Annotated in this window: 23 protein-coding genes; 11 read left to right on the plus strand and 12 right to left on the minus strand. The window is 53.1% G+C overall.

What is annotated here, in order from left to right; translation table 11 throughout:
* The first annotated feature begins 4 nt into the window (after positions 1–4).
* A complete protein-coding gene (locus ABVM99_RS06505) occupies positions 5–1,312 on the plus strand; it encodes a TRAP transporter large permease (RefSeq protein WP_000345259.1) in 1,308 nt (435 codons plus the stop codon).
* A gap of 44 nt (positions 1,313–1,356) precedes the next feature.
* Here the strand turns inward: ABVM99_RS06505 and ftsP are convergent, their stop codons facing one another.
* From ftsP to ABVM99_RS06530, 5 genes are all read right to left on the minus strand, one after another.
* Positions 1,357–2,769, minus strand: a complete 1,413-nt coding sequence (ftsP, locus tag ABVM99_RS06510) for a cell division protein FtsP (protein WP_000010658.1) — start codon at positions 2,767–2,769, stop codon at positions 1,357–1,359.
* Between the two features lie 73 nt (positions 2,770–2,842).
* Positions 2,843–3,580 carry a 1-acylglycerol-3-phosphate O-acyltransferase gene (gene plsC / locus ABVM99_RS06515; protein ID WP_000965733.1) on the minus strand — a complete coding sequence of 246 codons (738 nt, stop codon included), beginning with the start codon at positions 3,578–3,580 and terminating at the stop codon, positions 2,843–2,845.
* Positions 3,581–3,836: 256 nt separating this feature from the next.
* Positions 3,837–6,095 carry a DNA topoisomerase IV subunit A gene (gene parC, locus ABVM99_RS06520; protein WP_001281853.1) on the minus strand — a complete coding sequence of 753 codons (2,259 nt, stop codon included), beginning with the start codon at positions 6,093–6,095 and terminating at the stop codon, positions 3,837–3,839.
* A gap of 110 nt (positions 6,096–6,205) precedes the next feature.
* The gene (locus ABVM99_RS06525) at positions 6,206–7,072 is read right to left on the minus strand and encodes a GyrI-like domain-containing protein (RefSeq protein ID WP_000998790.1); all 867 of its coding nucleotides are present in this window, start codon (positions 7,070–7,072) and stop codon (positions 6,206–6,208) included.
* Positions 7,073–7,143: 71 nt separating this feature from the next.
* Complete coding sequence (locus ABVM99_RS06530; protein ID WP_000731552.1) at positions 7,144–7,536, minus strand: YgiW/YdeI family stress tolerance OB fold protein; 393 nt, start codon at positions 7,534–7,536, stop codon at positions 7,144–7,146.
* 151 nt (positions 7,537–7,687) lie between these two features.
* Here ABVM99_RS06530 and qseB point away from each other — a divergent pair, with 151 nt between their 5' ends.
* The 4 genes from qseB to ABVM99_RS06550 all read left to right on the plus strand — a co-directional run bounded on the left by qseB (position 7,688) and on the right by ABVM99_RS06550 (position 10,727).
* Positions 7,688–8,347 carry a quorum sensing response regulator transcription factor QseB gene (gene qseB / locus ABVM99_RS06535; protein WP_023181555.1) on the plus strand — a complete coding sequence of 220 codons (660 nt, stop codon included), beginning with the start codon at positions 7,688–7,690 and terminating at the stop codon, positions 8,345–8,347.
* Positions 8,344–9,693: a quorum sensing histidine kinase QseC gene (qseC, locus tag ABVM99_RS06540; protein WP_000779328.1), complete on the plus strand. Its 1,350-nt coding sequence runs from the start codon at positions 8,344–8,346 to the stop codon at positions 9,691–9,693. Before qseB ends, qseC begins: the two co-directional genes overlap by 4 nt.
* Positions 9,694–9,799: 106 nt before the next feature.
* On the plus strand, positions 9,800–10,381 hold the full coding sequence (locus ABVM99_RS06545) for an NAD(P)H-dependent oxidoreductase (RefSeq protein ID WP_000065416.1): 582 nt from the start codon (positions 9,800–9,802) through the stop codon (positions 10,379–10,381).
* 31 nt (positions 10,382–10,412) lie between these two features.
* Positions 10,413–10,727: a putative quinol monooxygenase gene (locus ABVM99_RS06550; RefSeq protein ID WP_000958587.1), complete on the plus strand. Its 315-nt coding sequence runs from the start codon at positions 10,413–10,415 to the stop codon at positions 10,725–10,727.
* Positions 10,728–10,851: 124 nt separating this feature from the next.
* Here the strand turns inward: ABVM99_RS06550 and parE are convergent, their stop codons facing one another.
* The 5 genes from parE to nudF are packed head-to-tail and all read right to left on the minus strand — an operon-like array spanning position 10,852 to position 15,256.
* Positions 10,852–12,744, minus strand: a complete 1,893-nt coding sequence (gene parE, locus ABVM99_RS06555) for a DNA topoisomerase IV subunit B (protein WP_000195318.1) — start codon at positions 12,742–12,744, stop codon at positions 10,852–10,854.
* Positions 12,745–12,771: 27 nt separating this feature from the next.
* Positions 12,772–13,353: an esterase YqiA gene (gene yqiA, locus ABVM99_RS06560; RefSeq protein WP_023194415.1), complete on the minus strand. Its 582-nt coding sequence runs from the start codon at positions 13,351–13,353 to the stop codon at positions 12,772–12,774.
* Positions 13,353–14,180 (minus strand): 3',5'-cyclic-AMP phosphodiesterase, encoded by an 828-nt coding sequence (gene cpdA / locus ABVM99_RS06565; RefSeq protein ID WP_000444734.1) that lies wholly within the window; start codon positions 14,178–14,180, stop codon positions 13,353–13,355. The genes yqiA and cpdA overlap by 1 nt, the downstream gene beginning before the upstream one ends.
* 24 nt (positions 14,181–14,204) lie before the next feature.
* Positions 14,205–14,627 (minus strand): DUF1249 family protein, encoded by a 423-nt coding sequence (locus ABVM99_RS06570; RefSeq protein ID WP_000833404.1) that lies wholly within the window; start codon positions 14,625–14,627, stop codon positions 14,205–14,207.
* On the minus strand, positions 14,624–15,256 hold the full coding sequence (gene nudF / locus ABVM99_RS06575; RefSeq protein WP_023195116.1) for an ADP-ribose diphosphatase: 633 nt from the start codon (positions 15,254–15,256) through the stop codon (positions 14,624–14,626). Before nudF ends, ABVM99_RS06570 begins: the two co-directional genes overlap by 4 nt.
* Before the next feature lie 200 nt (positions 15,257–15,456).
* Between nudF and tolC the strand changes: the two genes are divergently transcribed.
* From tolC to ABVM99_RS06590, 3 genes are all read left to right on the plus strand, one after another.
* Positions 15,457–16,932, plus strand: a complete 1,476-nt coding sequence (gene tolC / locus ABVM99_RS06580; RefSeq protein ID WP_072101802.1) for an outer membrane channel protein TolC — start codon at positions 15,457–15,459, stop codon at positions 16,930–16,932.
* Between the two features lie 212 nt (positions 16,933–17,144).
* Entirely contained in the window at positions 17,145–17,816 is a 672-nt protein-coding gene (locus ABVM99_RS06585; RefSeq protein WP_000831528.1) for a DUF1190 family protein, read from the plus strand.
* A 5-nt stretch (positions 17,817–17,821) separates the two neighbouring features.
* Positions 17,822–18,985, plus strand: coding sequence for a glutathionylspermidine synthase family protein (locus ABVM99_RS06590; RefSeq protein WP_000442833.1), 1,164 nt, complete (start codon positions 17,822–17,824; stop codon positions 18,983–18,985).
* A 61-nt stretch (positions 18,986–19,046) separates the two neighbouring features.
* Here ABVM99_RS06590 and ygiD read toward each other — a convergent pair whose 3' ends face one another.
* Entirely contained in the window at positions 19,047–19,835 is a 789-nt protein-coding gene (gene ygiD, locus ABVM99_RS06595) for a 4,5-DOPA dioxygenase extradiol (protein ID WP_001520560.1), read from the minus strand.
* Between the two features lie 140 nt (positions 19,836–19,975).
* On the opposite strand from ygiD, the gene zupT reads away from it, so the two are divergent.
* Positions 19,976–20,749: a zinc transporter ZupT gene (gene zupT / locus ABVM99_RS06600; protein ID WP_023195114.1), complete on the plus strand. Its 774-nt coding sequence runs from the start codon at positions 19,976–19,978 to the stop codon at positions 20,747–20,749.
* A gap of 66 nt (positions 20,750–20,815) precedes the next feature.
* Here zupT and ABVM99_RS06605 read toward each other — a convergent pair whose 3' ends face one another.
* On the minus strand, positions 20,816–20,992 hold the full coding sequence (locus tag ABVM99_RS06605; RefSeq protein WP_000469257.1) for a hypothetical protein: 177 nt from the start codon (positions 20,990–20,992) through the stop codon (positions 20,816–20,818).
* 399 nt (positions 20,993–21,391) lie between these two features.
* Here ABVM99_RS06605 and ABVM99_RS06610 point away from each other — a divergent pair, with 399 nt between their 5' ends.
* Both ABVM99_RS06610 and ABVM99_RS06615 read left to right on the plus strand, forming a co-directional pair.
* Positions 21,392–23,188, plus strand: a complete 1,797-nt coding sequence (locus ABVM99_RS06610; RefSeq protein ID WP_000460265.1) for an aryl-sulfate sulfotransferase — start codon at positions 21,392–21,394, stop codon at positions 23,186–23,188.
* A gap of 19 nt (positions 23,189–23,207) precedes the next feature.
* Positions 23,208–23,879, plus strand: coding sequence for a thiol:disulfide interchange protein DsbA/DsbL (locus tag ABVM99_RS06615; RefSeq protein WP_000096230.1), 672 nt, complete (start codon positions 23,208–23,210; stop codon positions 23,877–23,879).
* Positions 23,880–23,893: the final 14 nt, after the last annotated feature.

Genomic DNA, 23,893 nt, shown 5'->3' on the forward strand with positions numbered 1-23,893 from the left:
ATATATGGACTTTGAATATATTTACCCAATAATTGTTTTATTTGGCAGTTTTGCCATTATGCTGGCGGTCGGCGTTCCTATTACATTCGCTATCGGGCTGTCGTCCTTATTCTCAATCCTGATAGCCCTTCCCCCGGATGCGGCAATCTCGGTTATTTCACAAAAAATGACCGTCGGTCTCGATGGCTTTACGCTGCTGGCGATCCCCTTTTTTGTGTTAGCCGGCAATATCATGAATACCGGGGGAATCGCCCGGCGCCTGGTGAATCTGGCTCAGGCGTTAGTTGGCCGCCTTCCCGGTTCGCTGGCGCACTGCAATATTCTGGCGAACACCCTGTTTGGCGCGATATCCGGCTCGGCTGTCGCTTCTGCGGCCGCGGTGGGCGGCATCATGTCGCCATTACAGGAAAAAGAGGGCTACTCTCCGGCGTTCTCTACGGCGATCAACGTCGCTTCGGCGCCGATTGGCCTGATGATCCCGCCCAGCAATGTGCTAATTGTCTATTCGCTGGCTAGCGGCGGCACCTCTGTCGCCGCCCTGTTTTTGGCGGGCTACCTGCCCGGCATCTTAACCGCGCTGGCTTTAATGACGGTAGCGGCGCTGTATGCCCATCGCCACCATTACCCGGTTGCCGAACGCATCAACCTGCGGCAGTTTCTGTCGGTATTCCGCGATTCGTTGCCCAGCCTGTTGCTGATATTTATTATTATCGGCGGCATTATCGGCGGCGTATTTACGCCAACAGAGGCCTCTGCGATCGCGGTAATCTATAGCCTGGCGCTGGCGGCCATTTATCGAGAAATTAATGTGAGTAAGTTGCGCGATATTCTGCTGGATTCGGTAGTAACCAGCTCTATTGTTCTCTTACTGGTCGGCTGCTCAATGGGAATGTCATGGGCGATGACCAATGCCGATGTTCCTGAACTGATTAATGAAATGATTACCAGCGTGTCCGAAAATAAATGGGTCATCTTGCTGATTATCAATCTCATTTTGTTATTCGTCGGGACGTTTATGGATATTACCCCGGCTATTCTAATCTTTACGCCTATTTTCCTTCCCATTGCTCAACATCTGGGAATCGACCCTGTCCATTTTGGCATTATTATGGTTTTCAATTTAACCATCGGACTGTGTACGCCCCCGGTAGGCACTATTTTGTTCGTCGGTTGCAGTATCGGCAAAATCAGTATTGATAAAGTCGTCAAACCGCTATTACCGATGTTTCTGGCACTCTTTGTGGTCATGGCGATGATTTGCTACTTCCCGCAGTTGAGTCTGCTGCTTCCCACGTTGTTTGCTCCTTCCTGAAAACCCTGACGGGTCTGCGCTATTCAGACCCGTACTCGGACGCTTTACGACGCCGGATTCACCAGCATTTGCCCAATCGAGCCGCGGTCAGCCATTTCCAGCGTCTGGCTGTTGAAATAGAACGGGAAGTGCGGCCAGGACGGCTGACCGTAGTAGACCAGCAGTTCGACTTGCCCATCCACCCAGACGGTATCTTTCCAGCCTCTATCTTCCGGGAACGGCATAGCGCCGTTGACGTTACGAATCAGGAAAGAGACGCCCTCAATATGGAACGACTGCGGCATATCGGCGCGTACCGTCCAGCGCTCCCAGGTGCCTTGTTGGGCGGTAATATCAATGCGATTCACATCCCACAGTTGGCCGTTAATCCCCGGATCGTCGCCAAGACTGATGTCCCGACTGCGGACAGGCGCGCCGCTCATGATCTCCGTCGGCAACAGACGCATCGGCAGATTATCGGTCACCAGCGGCAGCAATCCGGTTGGCCGTAACGTCAGCACCAGGGTAGAAACCAGAATACTGGAAGGCTCAAAGAAACCGCGAATCCGATCGACTATGCTGGCCGCCTCCCCGCAGGTGATCGAGACTTCGTCGCCGTTGGTCATATCAACCAGGATTTCACGTCGCTCGCCGGGCGCCAGTGACAACTGTTTGACGGAAACCGGCGCAGGTAAAAAGCCCTGATCGCCTGAAATCACATGCAGCGCCCGGCCATCGCTCATCTGAAGCTGATAGCGCCGCGAGTTCGAGGCGTTCAACAACCGTAACCGCACCCAGCCGCGGGACACTTCGACATAGGGGCTTTGCGCGCCGTTCACCAGCAGCGTATCGCCGACAAAACCACCGCTTCCCGGTTCGCTGTACTCCGGCGTCCCAAAGTTATCCAGCCGTTTATCCTGGATAATGACGGGAAAATCATCCACGCCGTAATGGTTCGGAATGGGCAGCGTTTTACTGATGTCGTCTTCGACCAGCCACATTCCTGCCAGGCCGTTATACACCTGCTGCGCAGTGCGGTTAGGCGTGTTAGCGTGATACCACAGCGTCGCGGCGCTCTGACGAATCGGCAGCACCGGCGCCCAGTCCGCGTTCGGCGACATCATACGCGCCGGGCCACCCATCAGCGGCCCCGGCACCAGTAAACCAGCAACCGTCATGGAGACATTTTCCGCCAGGCGGTTGCTATAGATGAGTTTAACGTCATCGCCTTTCCAGACGCGGATTGTCGGCCCCAGATAACGACCGTTCACTCCCCAGACCGGCGCGCGCGTGCCTTGCGTAAAGGACCAGTGCGCTCGCTGTAGCGTCATAAACAACGGCTGCCCGCGACGGGACTCCAGCAACGGCGGAACAGGCAACGGCTGTTGCTGACCGGCAGCATTCGCCCTGAGGGGAATCGCGCCTGCACATAGTGCGATTCCCGATGCCTGAAGAAACTGACGCCGACTGAATGACATATAAGCTCCATGTAAAACAGGCTAAAGAGTTGTGCCTGAAAAAATGATTTCTACAATAACAGAGTAAGGCTGCTTAAACCTTACCGGTCGCTTCACGTTCCGCAACCTCTTTATCAAGTTCCGCGATTTTTTGCTCCATTAACGCACGACAGTGGGCCGCCAGCTCGCGAACCTGATCTTTACCATATTCGCTGACGTCGACTGGCGGCAGCATTTCCACAATAACCAGTCCGTTGTTCAGGCGGTTTAGATTGACTTTGTTAGAGGTGTTGGAAACGCAGACAGGAATGATCGGCACACCAGCCGCGATAGCCGCATGAAACGCGCCGGTTTTAAACGGCAGCAGACCGCGTCCCCGGCTACGCGTACCTTCAGGGAACATCCAGATAGAAATACGGCGCTTTTTAAAATGGTTAACCACTGCCGCAATGGTGCTATGCGCTTTGGCGCGGTTATTACGGTCAATCAACAGATTACCGGTCAGCCAGTACAGTTGCCCAAAAAACGGGATCCAAAGCAGGCTTTTTTTCCCCACCGTCACCGTTGGCGGCTGCACAATATTCGACGCCGTGACCATATCATAATTATTCTGGTGGTTAGCGATATAGATAGCATTGCCATAGCTTTCCGCGTCGGCGGGTTTGCGGCACTCCACTTTCAGGCCAAACAGCGGGGCCAGACGGCCGAACATATGCCCAAACGTCGCCACGTGTTTTGGGTTACGTGGGCTGAAAAGGCAGTAAATAGAACCGAAAACACAGACCAGAATGGAGTAAATAACGGTAACAATAAGACGAAAAATATATAGCATAACAACCTCTGAAGGCCTAAGAGCCCGGCATTCTACGTCACCTGAAATTCAGGTTAGGATTTTGGTAAGTGTGGCTCTCTGGAAAAACGTATTGTTAATCGCAATGCACGAATAAACAACGGTTTTACGGGAAATTTTAATGTTAATCCGATCTGAAACCGTAGGCCGGATAAGACGCTACTGCGTCGTCATCCGGCAACGGCAGAGCGCCGGATGGCGGCTTAGATGCCTTGTCCGGCCTACGGGTGCCCCTGTCTTACTCTTCGCTGTCGCCATGACTTACGCGATGCGGTGAATCAATCTCAATGCGATCGATACGCTGCAGGCCGCGCATTAATGTGCCACGGCGTCCGCGTTCGCCGACCACCTTCTGTAACTCTTCAGGGCGCAGTTTGATTTTGCGCTTCCCGACATGGATAGTCAGAGTGCTTTGTGGCGGCAGCACGTACAGGTGCGCCAGTCCATCATCGCCTTTCGCCGCTTCCGCAGAGGGGATATTAATAATCTTATTCCCTTTGCCTTTCGACAGCTGCGGCAGAGAGTCTACCGGGAACATCAACATCCGTCCGGCCTGGGTAATCGCCAGCAGCATATCGTGCTCGTCTTCAATCACCAGCGGCGGCATGACGTGCGCATTTTCCGGCAGTGTAATCAACGCCTTACCGGCACGGTTACGGGCAACCAGATCGTTAAACGTACAAACGAAGCCGTAGCCCGCATCCGACGCCATCAGCAGTTTCTGGTCATCGCCTTCCATCAGCATATGCTCTACGGTCGCCCCCGGCGGCAGTGTGAGTTTGCCGGTCAGCGGCTCGCCCTGCCCACGCGCCGAGGGAAGCGTAATGGGATCAATAGCATAGCTGCGCCCGGTGGTATCAATAAACACCACCGGTTGATTGCTCTTACCTTTCACCGCGGCTTTAAAGCTGTCGCCCGCTTTATAGTTAAGCCCCGGCGCATCAATATCATGACCTTTGGCGCTGCGCACCCAGCCCATCTGCGACAGCACGATAGTCACCGGTTCGGACGGCAGCATGTCGTGTTCGCTCATCGCTTTAGCTTCTTCGCGCTCACGCAGCGGAGAACGGCGATCGTCGCCATAGGCGTCGGAATCTGCCTGTAGCTCTTTTTTCAGCAAGGTATTCATTTTGCGTTCGGACGCGAGAATGCCCTGCAACTGGTCCCGCTCTTTTTCCAGCTCGTCCTGCTCGCCGCGAATTTTCATCTCTTCCAGTTTGGCGAGATGGCGCAGTTTCAGTTCGAGAATCGCTTCCGCCTGGGTTTCGCTGATGCCGAAACGCGACATCAGCGCGGGTTTCGGCTCATCCTCGTTACGGATAATCTCAATCACTTCGTCGATGTTGAGAAACGCCACCAGCAAACCTTCGAGGATATGCAGGCGCTTAAGCACTTTCTCCAGACGGTAGTTCAGACGACGGCGTACCGTGTCGCGGCGGAACGCCAGCCACTCGGTGAGGATCTCCAGCAGGTTTTTCACCGCCGGACGACCATCCAGACCGATCATGTTCAGGTTAATACGGTAGCTTTTTTCCAGATCGGTGGTGGCGAACAGATGGTTCATCACCTGTTCCATATCCACACGGTTGGAGCGTGGCACAATCACTAAACGCGTCGGGTTTTCGTGATCCGATTCATCGCGCAGGTCGTCCACCATCGGCAGTTTTTTATTGCGCATCTGCGCAGCAATCTGCTCCAGCACTTTTGCGCCAGATACCTGATGCGGCAGCGCGGAAATTACCACGGCGCCGTCTTCTTTGGTCCATACCGCGCGCATACGCACGGAGCCACGCCCGTTTTCGTAAATTTTACGAATTTCCGCACGAGGGGTAATGATCTCCGCTTCGGTCGGGTAATCCGGCCCCTGGACGATATCCAGCAACTGATCCAGCGTCGTTTTCGGCTGCTCAATCAGCGTAATCGCCGCTTTCGCCACTTCGCGCAGGTTGTGCGGCGGGATATCTGTTGCCATCCCCACCGCTATACCGGTGGTGCCGTTCAGCAGGATGTTCGGCAGACGCGCCGGTAACATTTTCGGTTCCTGCATCGTGCCGTCGAAGTTTGGCACCCAGTCCGCCGTCCCCTGGCCGAGTTCGCTTAACAGCAGCTCGGCATATTTGGACAGGCGAGATTCGGTATAACGCATTGCCGCGAATGACTTCGGATCATCCGGCGCGCCCCAGTTTCCCTGGCCATCGACCAGCGGGTAACGGTAAGAGAACGGCTGCGCCATCAGCACCATGGCTTCATAGCAGGCGCTGTCGCCGTGCGGATGATACTTACCCAGTACGTCACCGACGGTACGGGCGGATTTTTTAAATTTAGCGCTGGCGTTCAGCCCCAGCTCTGACATCGCATAGACGATGCGGCGCTGTACCGGCTTCAGGCCGTCGCCAATAAACGGCAACGCACGATCCATGATCACGTACATGGAGTAGTTTAAGTAGGCGTTTTCCGTAAATTCATGTAGCGCAAGGCGCTCTGCCATATCGCTCATTAACAGGGGATCCTCAATCTGCATGCTGACCGTTCGGACGGCAATATTGCCGCAGATAATACCCTATCTCACGGTCTGAGTCACAAACCGTGAGCCAGGTGACGAGGAAGTTAACGAAGCGGCAGATAGATATCCGTCAGCAGCTCATGTTCCGCCACCTCATGGACGAAATTCAGGTACTGGAAGAAGACCGGAAAATCGCGCAGCGTCTCGCCGCTGGCCGGTAGCCATTCGCGGAATAAATACCACACGCTCTCCGGGAGGCTGTCGAGCGATCCCTGATGGCGTACCACCGCGCAGCGCCCGCCAGGAATCTCGCTATTCACCACGCCAACGTCATTTTCGGCTATCGGCTGGTGGACGCTGCCGCAGATATCAAAGCGGAATTGATCCGGCGGCGTCGTCTGCGGGTCGTGCCAGGCAATACCAAAAGTTTGACTGCTGGCAATCGGCGACTGCCCCGTTTCGCGCCGCCATGCAATAAATTTCGCCGCGCTGGCGTTGACCTTATCCGGATGCCCCAGATGCGTCAGCATCGCGACGCGGGTAGGTGGAAATTCAACGATTTTTACGTCCATGACATGCTGCTCCTGTAACGCAAGTTTAGGAACGCGCTGGTGCCAGGCCAGCCAGTCCGGCGATTGCCGAAACCGGCGCGGGCTTTGACCAAACGCGGTTTTGAAAGCACGTGTGAACGACTCCGGATTCTGAAACCCGGCATCCAGCGCGATATCGATAACTTTATCCTGCGGGTTAAACGCCAGCCGCCATGACGCGCGGCGCAAACGCAACCACTGGATATAGCGATAGAGCGGAAGCCCGCTCCAGGTGGTAAACTGCCGGTGAAAATGAAACGGCGAGCTGTGCGCCATCCGGCTTAACGCCTCAATCGACAGAGGCTCATCCAGATGACGCTCAATGTGGTCGCAAACGCGCCGCAGACGTTCGGAATAAGCCGCGCTGATCAGGTCATTCATCACTGCCTCCTTGTGGCCTATTCTGCCCACCGGGCGGCTGTGAATCCTGACCGATCTTGCGCAATGTGGGATTACGGATTCACTTTACGAATCTGTTTTACGTCGATTTCGACAGAGTTCCAGTCTTTATCCACTTCACCCTGAATTTCAACGGTATCCTGCGGGGTTACGGTCAGGCCGTTCCAGCGCTTGTGGTCAATATCCACATTGATAGTACCGGTCGCATCTTTAAACACATACAGGTCGTCGGAAATGCGCTCGACGATATTCCCGCGCAGCGTTACCCACGCATCGTCACGCAGCGATTTAGCGCTCTCTACCGTCGTGCTGCTGCCGTTCGGGCCGACAAATCCGCCGCCTTGCGTTTGCGTCGCCGACGGGCCGGAGAAACCGCCCTGCTGAGCCGCCAGAACCGGGGTAGAACACAGTGCCATAACGGCAACGATTGCAGCTAATTTTTTCATGATTACTTTTCCCTTTCATGTCGTTTCAGATCCATTTAATAAGGTAATCCTTAACAACTTCTTAAGGCAAAAAAAGAATCTTTTTTTCTGTACATCGCCTGCGGCGACAAGGTTAACTGACGGCAACGCGAGTTACCGCAAGGAAGAACAGATGCGAATTTTACTGGTAGAAGATGACACACTTATTGGCGATGGCATAAAAGCGGGTCTGAGTAAAATGGGTTTCAGCGTCGACTGGTTTGCCGAGGGACGCCCGGGCAAAGAGGCGCTTTACAGCGCGCCTTATGATGCGGTTATTTTAGATTTGACGCTGCCAGGCATGGACGGACGGGATATTTTGCGCGAATGGCGCGAAAAGGGTAAACAGGAACCGGTACTGATCCTGACGGCGCGCGACGCGTTAGCAGAGCGCGTCGAGGGGCTACGTCTGGGCGCCGATGACTATTTATGTAAACCTTTCGCGCTCATTGAGGTCGCCGCCCGTCTGGAGGCGCTGGTACGCCGCGCCAGCGGTCAGGCCAGTAGCGAATTGCGCCACGGCCAGGTGACGCTCAATCCAGGCAATCTCGTCGCGACGCTTGCCGGCGAACCGCTGGCCTTAAAACCAAAAGAGTTCGCGTTGCTGGAACTCTTACTGCGCAACAAAGGTCGCGTGCTGCCGCGCAAGCTTATTGAAGAGAAGCTGTATAACTGGGATGACGACGTGTCCAGCAATGCAGTGGAAGTCCATGTTCATCATTTACGCCGCAAGCTCGGCAGCGAATTTATTCGCACCGTACACGGCATCGGCTACACCCTGGGTGACGCATGAAATTGACGCAACGTCTCAGCCTGCGCGTCAGGCTGACGCTTATTTTCCTGATTCTGGTCTCCATCACCTGGGCAATCTCCAGTTTTGTGGCCTGGAGAAAGACGACGGATAATGTCGACGAGCTGTTTGACACACAGTTGATGTTGTTCGCCAGACGGCTTAGCACCCTCGATCTTAACGAGATCAACGCCCCGCAGCGCATGGCGCATACGCCAAAGAAATTAAAACATGGGCATATCGATGACGATGCGCTGGCGTTCGCCATCTTTTCCGCTGACGGCAAAATGTTGCTGCATGATGGCGACAACGGCCAGGATATTCCGTATCGCTATCGCCGGGAAGGTTTCGACAATGGCTATCTGAAGGATGACAACGACCTCTGGCGTTTTTTGTGGTTGAACTCGGCGGACGGTAAGTATCGTATCGTCGTCGGTCAGGAGTGGGATTACCGCGAAGATATGGCGCTGGCGATCGTGGCGGCGCAATTAACGCCGTGGCTGATCGCCCTTCCCTTCATGCTGCTAATTTTATTACTCCTGCTTCACCGCGAGCTCAGACCATTGAAAAAACTGGCGCAGGCGCTACGCTTCCGGTCGCCGGAATCGGAAACGCCGCTCGACGCCAAAGGCGTACCGAGCGAGGTTCGCCCACTGGTCGAAGCGCTTAATCAGCTTTTTAGCCGCATCCACTCCATGATGGTGCGCGAACGGCGATTTACCTCCGACGCTGCCCATGAATTGCGCAGCCCACTGGCCGCGCTGAAAGTACAAACCGAGGTGGCGCAGCTCTCGGGCGACGATCCGCTATCGCGTGATAAAGCGCTGACCCAGCTCCATGCGGGGATCGATCGCGCCACGCGGCTGGTCGATCAGCTACTGACGTTGTCGCGCCTCGACTCGCTCAATAATTTGCAGGATGTAGCGGAGATTTCGCTGGAAGAGCTGCTGCAGTCCGCAGTAATGGATATTTATCATCCGGCGCAGCAGGCGAATATCGACGTGCGTTTACAGCTTAACGCCCATGACGTCATACGTACCGGTCAGCCGCTACTCTTAAGCCTGTTAGTGCGTAACCTGCTGGATAATGCGATTCGCTACAGTCCGCAGGGCAGCGTCGTCGACGTTACCTTACATGCCCGCAGCTTCACCGTCAGAGATAATGGCCCCGGCGTAGCGCCAGAGATTCTAACGCATATCGGCGAGCGTTTTTACCGCCCGCCTGGCCAAAGTGTGACCGGCAGCGGTCTGGGATTATCAATCGTCCGCCGCATCGCTACGCTGCACGGCATGACGGTGTCGTTTGGCAACGCCGCGGAAGGTGGATTTGAGGCCGTAGTAAGTTGGTAACAGAGACTTTTGCCAAAAACGCAAAAGACTTTGCACATTTTGCTAATTTCACCGCACCGCCCGTCAGCGTAGAATCAGCAGCAAACGCATTTCTTGAGGACATAAAATGAGTAACATCCTGATTATCAACGGGGCGAAAAAATTCGCGCACTCCAACGGCCAGTTGAATGACACCCTGACCGAAGTTGCCGATGGGCTGCTGCGCGATCTGGGTCATCAGGTTAAGATCGTCCGCGCCGACAGCGACTATGACATTAAAGAAGAGGTGCAGAATTTCGTCTGGGCTGACGTGGTGATTTGGCAGATGCCAGGCTGGTGGATGGGCGCGCCATGGACAGTAAAAAAATATATGGATGATGTCTTTACCGAAGGTCACGGTACGCTCTATGCCAGCGATGGCCGCACGCGTTCCGATGCCGCTAAAAAGTACGGTTCCGGCGGTCTGGTGCAGGGGAAAAAATATATGCTGTCACTGACGTGGAACGCGCCGATGGAAGCATTTACCGAAAAAGATCAGTTTTTCCACGGCGTAGGCGTAGATGGCGTCTATCTGCCATTCCATAAAGCCAACCAGTTCCTGGGCATGGACGCGCTGCCAACGTTTATTGCCAACGACGTGATTAAAATGCCGGATGTTCCGCGCTATACCGCAGAATATCGCAAGCATCTGAGCGAAATTTTTGCTTAACTGGTCATCCTGGAATTAGAAGGAGTTAACCATGCTTACCGTCATTGCCGAAATTCGCACACGTCCGGGCCAACATCACCGCCAGGCCGTCCTCGACCAGTTTGCGAAAATTATTCCAACCGTTCTTAAAGAAGAGGGGTGCCACGGTTACGCGCCGATGGTGGATCATGCCGCGGGCGTGAGTTTTCAGACTCTGGCGCCTGACTCGATCGTGATGATTGAACAGTGGGAAAGCGTTGCGCACCTTGAGGCGCATCTGCAAACCCCGCATATGAAAGCCTATAGCGACGCGGTAAAAGACGATGTGCTGGAAATGAATATTCGTATTCTGGAATCCGGCGTTTAAGTTATTACCCTCGTCTGACGTCGCCCTGATGCGATGCGCAAGTGTCGCCATCAGGCTGCGGCGTCATGTCGGATTCGCTTATCCGGCCTGCGGCATGCAGACCGGATAAAGCGTGCAACAACCGTTACACGTCGAGATCCGCGAGATCGCCTTTTTCCTGTAGCCAGTTGCGTCGATCTTCAGAACGTTTCTTCGCTAGCAGCATATCCATCATCGCATTAGTACGCTGATCGTCTTCATCGCTAATGGTGAGCTGCACCAGGCGGCGAGTATTCGGATCAAGCGTGGTTTCGCGTAACTGCATCGGATTCATTTCACCCAGGCCTTTGAAACGCTGTACGTTCGGCTTGCCTTTCTTACGCTTCAGTTGTTCCAGTACGCCCGCCTTCTCTTCTTCCGTCAGCGCGTAATAGACCTCTTTACCCAAATCGATACGGTACAGCGGCGGTAGCGCGACGTAGACATGACCATTCTTCACCAGCGCGCGGAAATGTCTGACAAACAGCGCGCAAAGCAGCGTAGCGATATGCAAACCATCGGAGTCCGCATCCGCCAGGATACAGATCTTGCCGTAGCGCAGCTGACTCAGATCGTCGCTGTCCGGATCGATACCGATCGCCACGGAAATATCATGCACCTCTTGCGAGGCCAGCACTTCATCGGAAGAGACCTCCCAGGTGTTAAGGATCTTACCTTTGAGCGGCATGATCGCCTGATATTCGCGATCGCGCGCCTGCTTGGCGGAACCGCCTGCCGAATCCCCTTCCACAAGGAACAGCTCGGTCCGATTAAGATCCTGCGCGGTACAGTCCGCCAGTTTCCCCGGCAACGCCGGACCGCTGGTGAGCTTTTTGCGTACCACTTTTTTTGCGGCGCGCAGTCGCCGCTGCGCGCTGGCAATCGCCATCTCTGCCAGTTGTTCCGCCGCCTGCACGTTCTGGTTCAGCCACAGGCTGAAGGCATCTTTCACCACGCCGGAAACAAATGCCGCACATTGACGCGACGACAGACGCTCTTTGGTCTGCCCGGCAAATTGCGGGTCCTGCATTTTCACGGAAAGCACATAAGCGCAGCGATCCCAGATATCTTCCGCCGACAGTTTGACGCCGCGCGGCAGAATATTGCGGTATTCGCAAAATTCGCGCATCGCGTCGAGCAGGCCCTGGCGCAGACCGTTGACGTGCGTCCCCCCCTGCATGGTCGGGATCAGGTTGACGTAGCTTTCCGTCAGTAATTCGCCGCCTTCCGGCAGCCACAATAGCGCCCAGTCAACCGCTTCCGTTTCACCGTTAAAATTACCGATAAACGGCTTTTCCGGCAGCGTCGGCAGGCCGTTTACCGCTTCGCCCAGATAGTCGTTCAGACCATCCTGGTAGCACCAGCGCTGCTCGCTGTTATTCACTTCATCTTTAAAAGTGATTTCCACGCCGGGACACAGCACCGCTTTTGCTTTCAGAACGTGCATTAAGCGAGAGACAGAAAAACGCGGGCTGTCGAAGAAACTTTCGTCCGGCCAGAAATGCACGCTGGTGCCAGTATTACGTTTACCGCAGGTGCCGACAACCTGCAAATCCTGCACTTTTTCGCCGTTTTCAAACGCGATGTTATAGACCTGACCGTCGCGGCGCACGGTCACTTCCACGCGCTTTGACAGGGCATTCACTACCGAAATCCCCACCCCATGCAGACCACCAGAGAACTGATAGTTCTTATTGGAGAATTTACCGCCAGCATGAAGTCGACAGAGGATCAGTTCTACCGCCGGAACCCCCTCTTCCGGATGGATATCCACCGGCATCCCGCGTCCGTCGTCAATCACTTCCAGCGATTGATCGGCATGTAAAATGACATCCACGCGTTTGGCGTGACCTGCCAGTGCTTCATCCACACTATTATCAATCACTTCCTGACCCAAATGGTTGGGGCGGGTCGTATCGGTGTACATCCCCGGGCGGCGGCGTACCGGCTCAAGCCCAGTGAGTACCTCAATGGCATCAGCGTTATAAGTTTGCGTCATGGTTTAATTAGCAATTCGAATTGATTGTCAGCAACTGTGCAGTCCAAGAAAATCGACAATCTGGTTGAAATAATCTTCGAAGCCCGTGAATGCGTGATTACCACCCTCGGTCACTGTCTGACGGCAGGAGGCGTAATATGCCACCGCCTGGCGGTAATCCAGCACTTCATCGCCCGTCTGTTGCAGTAGCCAGATCAGGTCCGGCGCTTCCAGCGGGTCAATCTGCATGACTTTAAGATCATAAATATGGCGAGACTCTAGCACATATTGCTGCCCGGTGTAGGGGTTCTCGTTCTGACCGAGATAGTCGGTCAGTAATTCAAAGGGCCGCACGGCGGGATTCACCACCACAGCCGGCAGCATAAAACATTGCGACAGCCAGGTGGCGTAATAACCACCCAGCGACGATCCTACCAGCCCTAATGGCGCACCGCCATGCTCAAGCACGAGAGATTCCAGCAACTCCGCCGCATCGGCAGGATACGGCGGCAGCTGAGGGACGATCATCTCAACATGCGGATGGCGATCCGCCAGCCAGTTTTTTAGCTGGCACGCTTTTGCCGAGCGAGGGGAACTGTTGAATCCGTGCAAATAGAGAAGCGTAGACATCAGTATCCTTCCGAAGCGGTATCGGGTCGGAACCGGGTATCCTGCAGGCGATGCACTTCCGTCTCCAGGACGCCGTTCGCCTGGAGCTCCAGCGTACGCCAGCCCGGCGCGATAGTATCCAGCGTAAAGTTCGCGCAGTGCGGTTTGAACTGTACGCAGGTTGACGGCGACGCCAGCAGACGGCGACCGTTCCAGTCAAGATCCAGCTCCTGGTGAATATGTCCGCATAACAGATATTTTACACGCGGGAAATTCGCCAGCACGCTATCCAGCTCACCGGCATTACGCAAGCTGTGCTGATCCAACCAACTGCACCCTGCCGGCAACGGATGGTGGTGCAAAAGGAGCAATGTCTGTCTCTCTGGCGCATCGGCGAGCTTACGCTCAAGCCATTCCAGTTGGAACTCGCTCAGTTCGCCATGCGGAACGCCAAACACCTGGCTATCCAGCAACAAAATCTGCCATTGTTCACCGATTAACACGCGTTTAGCCGGGGAAATCCCCGCCTCTTGCAGCGCGCTGTACATTGCTGGCTGAAAATCATGATTGCCCGGTAGCCAAACGCAAGGCGCGCGAAAGCTTGCGATACCCTCAGCAAAATGCTGATAAGCCGCAGCGGATTGATCCTGCGCCAGATCGCCGGTGGCCACGATCAGATCATATTCATACTGTTGCGCCCGAATAGCCTCCAGCACGGCCTGGTAACTTTCCCAGGTATTGACGCCTAACAGCGTTTCATGCTTTTCGGCAAACAGGTGAGTATCTGTAATTTGTAAAATCCTGACTCGGGCCTCACCAGCCAGAGGTAGGGTTAACAGGCTTTCCAAATGGTGTCCTTAGGTTTCACGACGCTAATAAACCGGAATCGCCATCGCTCCATGTGCTAAACAGAATCGTAGCCAGTCGGCCAGAAACTGATTAATTTGATGCTTTTCGTCGCGTTGATGCAACTTTTTATTTGGATAATCATACCGCGCTTTGAAGCGAAAGATCTGCTGGCTTGAACACACTTCAGCCACCATCGCATCATGGTAGAGGCGCACCGTCAGCGACGGCAGGCTCCAGTAGGTGATGGCTGGTGCCGTTTGCTCGATCGTTACAAGCGTAGTGTATCGGGTCGATTCCACAATCGTTAACCGATATTGTACGTTGCCCACCTGATAGCTCACCGTTTCACCGGGGGCGTCATTGCGCGGCAGCAGGCGGCGCAATTGCGAAAAATTGGTTTCGCACAAACGCATCATTTCTGGGAAGTCAGGTGTATAACGCTTCATTTTTTCCACTCGTTTTTTAACTCTTGATGATGCAACTGAAGCCATTGCAAAGCGATGACTGCGGCTGCGTTGTCGATTCTCCCCTCTTCTACCCACTGGTATGCCTGTTCCCGGCTTACCACATGAACCCGAATATCTTCGTTTTCATCCGCCAGACCATGAATACCTGCCGCGGTCGTGGCGTCCACTTCACCCACCAGAATAGATGAGCGCTCGCTGGTTCCTCCTGGGCTCGCCAGGTAACTGATGACCGGTCGGGTGCGGCCCACGGTCAGCCCTGCTTCTTCCATCGCTTCCCGCCGGGCGACCGCCTCAATGGTTTCGCCTTCTTCTATCATGCCAGCGACCATCTCCAGCAGCCACGGCGTAACGCTTGTGTCATACGCGGCAATACGAATCTGTTCGACCAGCACCACCTCGTCGCGTTCAGGGTCAAAGGGTAGCAAGACGGCGGCGTGCCCGCGCTCAAAAATTTCGCGCTTTACCTCGCCACTCATTTCTCCGTTGAATAAACGATGGCGGAATCGATACACATCCAATGAAAAAAAACCGCGATAGCGCGTTTCCCGTGCAATAATTTCTACATCGCTTTTGGTGAAAGTAACTGGCAAGTTGTCTGATTTACGCATTGTGCTGCCCTGCTAGCAATAATGATTAAATGATGAATTTCAAGGGTGGTTGACTGCTGTTTTATCACCCTTGTGGTAAATTGGTGCCAATTAAGGCTCGTATGGCACGTAACGCCAACTTTTTGCAGTGGCGGATTCTGCTAGAATCAGCAATTATTTTTACAAATTGATCAGCGCTAAATACTGCTTCACAACAAGGAATGCAAATGAAGAAATTGCTCCCCATCCTTATCGGCCTGAGCCTGTCGGGGTTCAGCACACTAAGCCAGGCAGAGAACCTGATGCAAGTTTATCAGCAAGCACGCCTGAGCAACCCGGAATTGCGTAAATCCGCTGCCGATCGCGATGCTGCATTCGAAAAAATTAACGAAGCGCGTAGTCCTTTACTGCCGCAACTGGGTTTGGGTGCCGACTACACCTACAGCAACGGTTATCGCGATGCGAACGGTATCAACTCCAATGAAACCAGCGCTTCCCTGCAATTAACGCAGACGCTATTTGATATGTCGAAATGGCGTGGGCTCACCCTGCAAGAAAAAGCAGCAGGCATTCAGGATATCACCTATCAGACCGATCAGCAGACGCTGATCCTCAATACCGCGAACGCGTATTTTAAGGTATTGAACGCTATTGATGTGCTTTCCTATACCCAGGCACAAAAAGAGGCTATCTACCGTCAGTTAGATCAAACGACGCAACGTTTTAACGTGGGTCTGGTCGCCATTACCGACGTGCAAAACGCCCGTGCGCAATATGATACCGTACTGGCGAATGAAGTGACCGCCCGCAACAACCTGGATAATGCGGTAGAAGAGCTGCGCCAGGTAACCGGCAATTATTACCCGGAGCTGGCATCGCTTAACGTCGAGCATTTTAAAACCGACAAACCCAAAGCTGTTAATGCGCTGCTGAAGGAAGCGGAAAACCGTAACCTGTCGCTGTTGCAGGCGCGTTTAAGTCAGGATCTGGCGCGCGAGCAAATCCGTCAGGCGCAGGATGGCCATCTGCCGACGCTGAATTTAACGGCCTCAACCGGCATTTCTGATACCTCTTATAGCGGTTCTAAAACCAACTCCACCCAGTACGACGATAGCAACATGGGGCAGAATAAAATCGGCCTGAACTTCTCCCTGCCGCTGTATCAAGGCGGGATGGTTAACTCGCAGGTAAAACAGGCGCAGTATAACTTCGTCGGCGCAAGCGAACAGCTGGAAAGCGCGCACCGTAGCGTGGTGCAGACCGTACGTTCTTCCTTTAACAATATTAACGCCTCCATCAGCAGCATCAACGCGTATAAACAGGCAGTCGTTTCCGCGCAAAGTTCTTTGGATGCAATGGAAGCCGGTTACTCGGTCGGTACACGTACCATTGTTGACGTACTGGATGCCACCACCACTCTGTATGATGCCAAGCAGCAACTGGCCAACGCGCGTTATACCTATTTGATTAATCAGTTAAATATCAAATATGCGCTCGGTACGCTGAACGAGCAGGATCTGCTCGCGCTTAACAGTACGTTGGGTAAACCTATCCCGACGTCGCCGGAAAGCGTAGCGCCGGAAACGCCAGATCAGGATGCTGCCGCAGACGGTTATAATGCTCATAGCGCCGCGCCGGCAGTACAGCCGACCGCCGCTCGCGCCAACAGCAATAACGGCAATCCATTCCGGCATTGATAAGTTATTCGCTGGCGCTGCGCTTATCAGACCTGTGCCCTTGTAGGTCTGGTAAGCGCGGCGCTACCTGTCATGAAGCCGCACCTGAACGTAAGACAACGTAAAGATCCTGCTATTCCGCCGCATTCTCGCCTTTTCTCGCTTCAATTTCGACCAGTCATCCTCTATTCTGAACGCATGTTGTATTTACCACTGGGTCCTGGAAGACAAATATGAAACGGACAAAATCCATCCATCACGCATCATTTCGCAAAAGCTGGAGCGCGCGGCATTTAACGCCGGTCGCCCTGGCGGTTACGGCTGTTTTTATGCTGGCTGGCTGTGAAAAAAGCGATGAAACCGTATCGCTGTATCAAAACGCTGATGACTGTTCAGCGGCGAATCCGGGCAAAAGCGCGGAATGTACAACCGCGTATAACAATGCGCTGAAAGAGGCCGAACGTACTGCGCCTAAGTACGCTACACGCGAGGATTGCGTCGCTGAGTTTGGCGAAGGTCAGTGCCAGCAAGCGCCTGCACAGGCTGGCATGGCGCCGGAAAATCAGGCGCAGGCCCAACAATCCAGCGGCAGTTTCTGGATGCCGCTTATGGCAGGTTACATGATGGGGCGTCTGATGGGCGGCGGCGCAGGCTTTGCGCAACAGCCGCTGTTTAGCTCGAAAAACCCGGCCAGCCCTGCATACGGCAAATATACCGATGCGGCAGGTAAAAACTACGGCGCGGCGCAACCGGGCCGGACAATGACCGTACCGAAAACCGCGATGGCACCGAAACCGGCCACCACAACAACCGTTACCCGCGGCGGTTTTGGCGAATCCGTCGCCAAACAGAGCACCATGCAGCGTAGCGCTGCCGGTACTTCAACACGTTCGATGGGCGGCTGATACGCATGGAAAGAGTCAGTATTACCGAGCGCCCGGACTGGCGCGATAAAGCGACTGAATACGGGTTTAATTTTCACACTATGTATGGTGAACCGTACTGGTGTGAAGACGCTTATTACAAGTTAACGCTCGCCCAGGTGGAAAAACTGGAAGACGTTACCGCCGAGCTGCACCAGATGTGCCTCAAGGTAGTAGAACGCGTCATCGCCAGCGATGAGCTGATGACGAAGTTTCGTATTCCAAAACATACCTGGGGTTTTGTTCGCCAGTCCTGGCAAACGCAACAACCGTCGCTCTATTCCCGCCTCGATCTGGCCTGGGACGGCATCGGCGAGCCTAAGCTGCTCGAAAATAATGCCGACACGCCAACGTCGCTGTATGAAGCGGCGTTTTTTCAGTGGATTTGGCTGGAAGATCAGATCAACGCGGGCAATCTGCCGGAAGGCAGCGATCAGTTTAATAGCCTGCAGGAAAAGCTGATTGAACGCTTTGCTGAACTTCGCGAGCAGTACGGTTTTCAGTTGCTGCATCTCACCTGCTGTCGCGATACGGTTGAGGATCGCGGCACCATTCAGTATTTACAGGACTGCGCGGCCGAAGCGGAAATCGCCACCGAATTTCTCTATATCGACGATATTGGTCTGGGGGAAAAAGGCCAATTTACGGATCTGCAGGATCAGGTTATTGCGAACCTGTTCAAGCTCTATCCGTGGGAATTTATGCTGCGCGAGATGTTTTCCACCAAGCTGGAAGATGCCGGCGTGCGCTGGCTGGAACCGGCCTGGAAAAGCATTATCTCCAATAAAGCGTTGTTGCCGCTGTTGTGGGAGATGTTCCCTGACCATCCGAATCTGTTGCCTGCGTATTTCGCCGAAGACGAACATCCGCCAATGGATAAATATGTCGTGAAACCGATCTTCTCCCGCGAAGGGGCGAACGTATCGATTATTGAGAACGGTAAAACGATCGAATCCGTGGAAGGCCCGTATGGCGAAGAGGGTATGATCGTGCAACAGTTCTATCCGCTGCCAAAATTCGGCGACAGTTACACCCTGATTGGTAGCTGGCTGATTAACGATCAGCCCGCCGGAATTGGTATCCGTGAAGATCGGGCGCTGATCACCCAGGATCTCTCCCGCTTCTATCCGCATATTTTTGTCGAAGGATAGATTCTCCTGTAAGCCCGATGCGCGTAGCGCCATCGGGCAATCATTCCGCGCCTTATCCGGCCTACCCCACCTGCACCGACAACATACTTATACTGCCCATCTCAATACCGTCGACCGGGATGGTGATAGGTTCCTTGCCGTCCCAGGCGCCAAGTACATACAGCAAAGGTAAAAAGTGCTCCGGCGTCGGGTTCGATAAGGCCCCCCCTTCATGTTGCAGATAATTCACCAGCGGGTGCTGTTCTACCGGCCCCTGCCACGTCAGATTGGCTTTCACAAAGTCATTAAATGACGCCGCCCAGGGATACGGTATATTGTCACCGTGCCAACGCACAGTCCGCAGGTTATGAACCACATTCCCGCTGGCCACCAGCATCACGCCTTCGTCACGCAGCGTCGCCAGCTTACGACCCACCTCAAAATGCCATGCCGCCGGTTTGGTACTATCAACACTAAGCTGCACCATCGGGATATCCGCATTCGGGTACATCTTGATCAATACGCCCCAGGAGCCGTGATCAAATCCCCACGCTTCTTTATCGAGCGCGACGGGAACGGGAGCCAACAGTTCAACCAGACGCTGCGCCAGCGCAGGCGATCCAGGGGCCGGATAATGCGTGTCATACAGCGCCTGCGGAAAACCGCCAAAATCATGGAGAGTTTGCGGCCTTTCCATCGCTGTGACGCCCGTCCCGCGGGTATACCAGTGCGCCGACACCACCACTATCGCCTGTGGTCGCGGTAGGGCTTCTCCCAATCGCCGCCAGGCGCGGGTATAATCATTATCGTCCAGCACGTTCATCGGGCTGCCATGCCCCAAAAACAATGCTGGCATACACGTTAAAGACATGATGTTATCCTTACAGGAAAGACATTTTGTTAACATCACCATACGCTTTCTTCACAGAGGAAGAACTCAGATAACTATGATGAAGATCATCAGTTATTTTGAAGGTCAGGTTCGGACGGCAAATTGATAAGGAGTAATGGATGTCAGTACCACTTATTCTGACCTTACTGGCGGGCGCCGCCACCTTTATTGGCGCGTTTCTTGGCGTTCTCGGCCAAAAACCGTCTAACCGCGTGCTGGCTTTTTCGCTGGGTTTCGCCGCAGGGATCATGCTGCTCATCTCGCTGATGGAGATGCTGCCCGCCGCGCTTGATGCCGAGGGAATGTCGCCCGTACTGGGCTACGGAATGTTTATTATCGGCCTGTTGGGCTACTTCGGGCTGGACCGCCTGCTTCCTCACGCTCATCCGCAGGATCTGATGCAAAAAAGGCAGCAGCCGCTTCCCGGCTCGATAAAACGCACTGCGATTTTATTGACGCTCGGCATTAGCCTGCACAACTTTCCGGAAGGGATCGCCACCTTTGTCACTGCCAGCAGCAATCTTGAACTGGGTTTCGGCATCGCACTGGCGGTGGCGTTGCACAATATTCCTGAAGGTCTGGCGGTTGCCGGCCCGGTTTATGCCGCGACGGGCTCAAAACGTACCGCGATTTTTTGGGCCGGTATCTCCGGCATGGCGGAAATTCTTGGCGGCGTACTGGCGTGGCTGATTTTGGGCAGTCTGGTTTCGCCAATCGTTATGGCGGCTATCATGGCGGCAGTCGCCGGTATTATGGTGGCGCTCTCCGTCGATGAACTGATGCCGCTGGCAAAAGAGATCGATCCTAACAATAACCCGAGCTATGGCGTGCTTTGCGGTATGTCCATCATGGGGCTCAGTCTCGTCATTTTGCAGACGATAGGTATCGGTTAAGAGAAACGTCGCGCCGGATGCAGGCCTTTAGCCAGGCAACATCCGGCTGCCCGTCAAGGATATGCGCTATTTCTGCTCATTCATCACGCTGTCGCCTTCGTTCGTCTGGCGAAAACGTTTCGTTCGCGCTTCAAGTAATGCATCTCTGTCTTGCCGAAACGCTCTGCAATAACGCTTCATATGGCAAATATACCCTACTACCACCAGAACGATTAATATTATCCAATACCAGGCAATAAACATCCTTTTTACCCTTAAAATTTAACATCACTAAACATTTAACGTTAAAATTTTACATACCCTTATTTTGACGTATTCATATACTGGCATATTTGTGGAACAAATAAATGATTTTGATCATATAAATCAGTGGTGAAACACAATAATGAAAGAGGTATTAAGCAGAAAACAATGTCGATAAGATCACACTTCGTACTAATTTATATTGTTCTTAAAATATCACACTCCTACTATCGACTCACTCAGGCAATTAAAAAATATTGATACAAAATATACTTTAAAATAAGTAATAGCATCATGACTTATATTTAAAGACCAATCATTTACCTCATTTATCATTAATAAAAACATAGTATATACAGAAGTATTATATTTAGAAGTTGTATATAAGGAGATATATCCATGTTTGACCAATACCGGAAAACAATACTTGCCGGTGCCGTCGCACTGACATGCGGACTCACCGCAGCCAGTACGTTTGCCGCAGGTTTTCAACCGGCGCAGCCCGCAGGAAAATTAGGCGCAGTCGTTGTCGATCCTTACGGTAATGCCCCTCTCACCGCACTGGTGGAATTAGATAGCCATGTTATTTCAGACGTTAAAGTTACTGTACATGGCAAAGGGGAAAAAGGCGTTCCCGTTACTTATACCGTTGGGAAAGAGTCTTTAGAAACCTATGACGGTATTCCTATTTTTGGCCTTTATCAGAAATTTGCCAACAACGTCACAGTAGAATATAAAGAAAACGGCAAAGCCATGAAGGATGACTATGTGGTGCAGACGTCCGCCATCGTCAACCATTATATGGATAACCGTTCTATTTCAGATCTCCAGCAAACGAAAGTTATTAAAGTCGCGCCAGGATTTGAAGATCGCCTTTATCTGGTAAATACCCATACCTTTACGCCGCAGGGCGCTGAATTTCACTGGCACGGCGAAAAAGATAAAAATGCGGGCATTCTTGATGCCGGTCCGGCGGGCGGGGCTTTGCCTTTCGATATCGCCCCTTATACGTTTGTGGTCGACACCCAGGGTGAATATCGCTGGTGGCTGGATCAAGATACCTTCTACGACGGCCACGATATGAATATCAACAAACGCGGCTATCTGATGGGTATTCGTGAAACGCCTCGCGGCACCTTTACCGCGGTGCAGGGCCAACACTGGTACGAGTTTGACATGATGGGGCAAATTCTTGCCGATCATAAACTGCCGCGCGGGTTCCTGGATGCGTCTCATGAATCCATCGAAACCGTGAACGGCACCGTACTGCTGCGCGTCGGCAAACGCGATTACCGCAAAGAAGACGGCATACATGTTCATACGATTCGTGACCAAATCATTGAGGTCGATAAGTCTGGCCGCGTAGTAGACGTTTGGGATTTAACCAAAATCCTCGACCCTATGCGTGATGCGCTGCTCGGCGCGCTGGATGCGGGCGCAGTATGCGTGAACGTCGATCTGGCCCATGCCGGACAGCAGGCGAAACTCGAACCGGATACGCCGTATGGCGATGCGCTTGGCGTTGGTGCCGGTCGTAACTGGGCGCACGTCAACTCTATCGCTTATGACGCGAAAGACGACTCCATCATCCTTTCTTCCCGCCATCAGGGTATTGTAAAAATTGGTCGCGATAAGCAGGTGAAATGGATACTGGCACCGTCTAAAGGCTGGAATAAGCAGCTAGCCAGTAAATTGCTGAAGCCGGTAGACGATCATGGTAAGCCGTTGACCTGTGACGAAAACGGCAAGTGTAAGGACACCGATTTCGATTTCACCTATACCCAACATACGGCATGGCTTTCCAGCAAAGGCACGTTAACGGTCTTTGATAACGGCGATGGTCGCGGCCTGGAGCAACCGGCTCTACCGACCATGAAGTATTCCCGTTTTGTCGAATATAAGATCGATGAGAAGAAAGGCACCGTACAACAAGTTTGGGAATACGGTAAAGAACGTGGATATGATTTCTATAGTCCTATTACCTCGGTTGTTGAATATCAAAAAGACCGCGACACCATGTTCGGCTTTGGCGGTTCTATTAACCTGTTCGATGTTGGTAAACCCACAGTCGGCAAACTGAATGAGATTGACTATAAAACGAAAGAAGTGAAAGTTGAAATTGATGTGCTGTCGGATAAACCCAACCAGACTCACTATCGTGCGTTACTGGTTCATCCAACGCAAATGTTTAAATAAATCACGGGAAGGAATTAATATGTCATCTAAATGGATTACCTCTTTATTTAAAAGCGTAGTATTAACCGCGGCATTGGTCACTCCTTTTGCGGCATCGGCTTTTACCGAGGGCACAGATTATATGGTTCTGGAGAAACCAATTCCTAATGCGGATAAAACGCTGATTAAGGTATTTAGCTATGCCTGCCCTTTCTGCTACAAATATGACAAAGCCGTAACAGGTCCGGTTTCTGATAAAGTAGCCGATCTCGTTACGTTCACCCCGTTCCACCTGGAAACAAAAGGCGAATATGGAAAACAGGCCAGCGAAGTATTTGCAGTCCTGATCGCCAAAGATAAAGCTGCCGGGATTTCGTTATTTGATGCTAAATCACAATTCAAAAAAGCGAAGTTCGCCTGGTACGCGGCTTACCATGATAAGAAAGAGCGCTGGTCAGATGGGAAAGATCCGGCAGCATTTATTAAAACCGGGCTGGACGCCGCAGGCATGAGCCAGGCTGATTTTGAAGCGGCGCTGAAAGATCCTGCCGTTCAGGAGACTCTGGAAAAATGGAAAGCCGCCTATGACGTTGCCAAAATTCAGGGTGTTCCGGCTTACGTCGTCAACGGCAAGTACCTTATCTATACCAAAAACATCAAATCCATCGATTCTATGGCTGAACTCGTCCGGGAACTGGCCACTAAAAAATAAGCAGGGAAACGATT

Origin of the sequence: Salmonella sp. SJTUF15591 (assembly GCF_043356435.1) — a bacterium.
GTDB classification, from domain to species: Bacteria; Pseudomonadota; Gammaproteobacteria; order Enterobacterales; family Enterobacteriaceae; genus Salmonella; species Salmonella enterica.